Raw genomic sequence first — 2,122 nt, forward strand, 5'->3', positions numbered from 1 at the left:
ATGCAACACTATTTTTAAATGCCTCTCAAATAGCAGCTAAACTGGCAGAACGCACAAAATTAAACTTAACAGATGCTACAATTAACAAATTAGGAAAAGCACTAAAAAAGCATAATTTCTTAAAAATAAGTAAGAAAACTGGTTATGTGTATGCAGTTAAGGAACTAACTTACGAAGAAGTTGATAGTAAAAACAAAGACATTTCAGAAGAAAATATTTAACCTTAATTTGTGCTAATTTGTGCAATTTGTGGTAAAAGTAACAAGTAACAAAGTGGAAATTCAAACCTTCCACTTTGTTCATTTTTTACCATAATCAACTGAATACTAAAAGCTGAATACTGAACACTAATTTGCACTCTCTTTTATTCCTTTGAGTGGATAGGCAGGATAACCAAATTTCACCACAAACATTTTTTATTTTTTTATCTTTCTAACTTTTGGGTAATATAAGAACATAGTAAAGCAATGTAAAGAATAGATAAGTAACGTTTGCACTCAAACAGCCACTTAAATCAGTTTTTTATTTCACTAAAAAACTTAAATATCTTTCTTACGTTTTTTGGTTATCCTGCCTATCCTTTTTCAAATTCACTCTTTTACTTTTAATTGCTTTTTTGTATGTTTGTTGATTGTACGCTCCATTTGCTATTACAACATAACAGTAGAGTTTATTTCAATAACATTTTTGAATTGTGCATACACTTTAGGCTTTATTCAAAAAACAACTTTTTTTTATAACACAACAGCAGCATAAGTAATTATATGGCAGATAAAACCAACAGCTTGTCAATTTCAGAGAACGATTTATTCAATGAGTTATCGCAACTTATTGAGCAAAGCAAACAACAAGTAGCAGTTCAAGCAAACAGTGCAGTTACTATTTTGTTCTGGCAAGTTGGCAATCGTATCAATCAAGATATTCTACAAAACAAGCGTGCTGAATATGCAAAACAAATTGTGTCGACACTGTCGACACAATTGAAAGAACAATACGGTAATAATTTTGAATTAAGAAATTTGAGACGGATGATGCAGTTTGCCGAACAATTTACCGATTTTCAAATTGTCGTGCCACTGTCACGACAATTGTCTTGGTCCCATTTTGTAGAGCTATTGCCATTAAAAACAATCGAAGCAAAATTATTTTATGCACAAAACGCATCAAATAACATATTTGGGGTTAGAGAATTAAGAAGACAAATTGCTTTAAAAGCTTTCGAAAGAACAAACATTGCCGATGCTCAAATTATCGAATCAACGCATATTCCATTCAATACATTCAAAGATCCTTACATTTTAGATTTATTTGGTTTACAAAATAGTTTCTTGGAAAAGGATTTAGAAGATGCAATACTTCACGATTTAGAAACTTTTATTCTCGAACTCGGCAAAGGGTTTACGTTTGTAGAACGCCAAAAACGAATGATTATAGATGGCGAAGATTTCAATTTAGATTTACTTTTCTACCATAGAAAACTAAAACGATTAGTTGCCATTGAATTAAAACTCGGAAAATTCCAAGCCAAACACAAAGGACAAATGGAGTTATATCTCAAATGGCTGGATAAATACGAAAAACAAGAAGGAGAAAATACACCAATAGGATTAATCCTTTGTGCCGAGAGCAGTCGCGAACAAATTGAGTTACTCGAAATGCACAAAGACGGAATAATGGTTGCCGAATATTGGACAGACTTACCACCAAAAAAACAATTCGAAGAAAAAATACATTTGCTAGTAGCAGAAGCCAAAGAAAGAATCGAAAGAAAGAAGTTGATGTAGATATTGGATAATAAGTAAGTAGAATAAATAGAATAACGCCAAAAACAGAGGCAAAATAATTAGATCAATGATGTTGTATGAATAGTTCACAAGTAGAAATAAATCTTAAAACCCTAATAAATACATTCGATAAAGAAACCTTTATTTATGAATTATTAGTAGCTTATGGTATATCAAGAACAACGGTAACTAGACTAATGTCTTATCCTAAAATACGTTGACCTTTTTTTAGGTTTAATAATTATTTCAAATTTATACTTTATTGCCGGAACATTGATAAGTTTTTTAAAAAATTCCCTTCGGGATTTAAAAGCTTATCAACATTCCTACGACGCTAA

General features: G+C 31.0%; 2 protein-coding genes. Both read left to right on the forward strand.

The window, feature by feature from the left end; genetic code table 11:
* Nucleotides 1-221: hypothetical protein (locus Q0Q96_RS09990; protein WP_293874431.1), on the forward strand; the 221-nt coding region annotated here is incomplete at its 5' end.
* Nucleotides 222-764: 543 nt separating this feature from the next.
* Nucleotides 765-1,784, forward strand: coding sequence for a PDDEXK nuclease domain-containing protein (locus Q0Q96_RS09995; RefSeq protein WP_293874434.1), 1,020 nt, complete (start codon nucleotides 765-767; stop codon nucleotides 1,782-1,784).
* The last annotated feature ends 338 nt before the right edge of the window (nucleotides 1,785-2,122 follow it).

Source organism: Flavobacterium sp. (assembly GCF_025352015.1).
Lineage (GTDB): Bacteria > Bacteroidota > Bacteroidia > Flavobacteriales > Flavobacteriaceae > Flavobacterium.